Raw genomic sequence first — 814 nt, forward strand, 5'->3', positions numbered from 1 at the left:
CGCGTCCTCGTGGCTGCGGACGACCTCGCCGTCGCGGATCTCACCGCGCCAGCCCTCCACCTCCTCGGCGTCCACGAGGGTCACGTGCCGCGCGAAGTGCTTCAGGTCCAGCCGCAGCCGGCGCCCCTGGGCGCGCCAGAGGTTGCCGGTCTTCTCGAAGAAGCCCGCCGGGTAGTACTCGACGACCACGACGACGCGGGTCAGCCGGGGCGCCAGCTCGTGGAAGCTGACCACACCGCGGGTGCTGCCCTTGGCCCCCTCGGAGGTCCAGACGATCCGCTCGTCGGGGACCTGCTCCTGCACGGTCGCCTTCCAACTGCGGCTGGAGGGACCCACCTTGACGTTCCAGTCGGAGGTGACCTCGTCGGAGGGGCTGACGCTGCGCACGCCCTTGGTGAAGGAGCTGAAGTCCTGGATCTGGGTCCACTGGTCGTAGACGGTGCGCAGGGGGACGCCGATGTCGACGGTCTCCACGATGTTCGTCGCCTTGACGCTGCCGCGGGACCCGCCCCCTCCCTTTCCGCCCTTTCCGGAGCCGCCCCCGTCCGAGTCGTCGCCGCCGTCCGAGTCGCCGTTCGAGCCGCCGTTCGCGGAGCCGGTGAGGCGGTCGGTCAGGCCTCCGATGCGCTCACCGGCCTTGCCCACGACGCTGTGCCCGGCGGCGGAGAGGTAGCCGCCGAGAGCGTCCTTGACGTCGCTCAGGGGGGACGACCCGCCGCCCCCCTTTCCGCTGGGGCTCATCCGCGGCCACCTCCCCGCGGGCGTCCGGACGGTACGGCCTTCTTCGCGGCGGCCTTCTTGGCGGCCGTCTTCA

General features: G+C 71.9%; 1 protein-coding gene. It reads right to left on the reverse strand.

What is annotated here, in order from left to right; genetic code table 11:
* A partial coding sequence (locus tag GTW67_RS03785) for an SRPBCC family protein (RefSeq protein WP_161163366.1) occupies nt 1-741 on the reverse strand: 741 nt, incomplete at its 3' end.
* Nucleotides 742-814: the final 73 nt, after the last annotated feature.

This window comes from Streptomyces sp. SID5910, from assembly GCF_009862125.1.
In the GTDB taxonomy this organism is placed as follows: domain Bacteria; phylum Actinomycetota; class Actinomycetes; order Streptomycetales; family Streptomycetaceae; genus Streptomyces.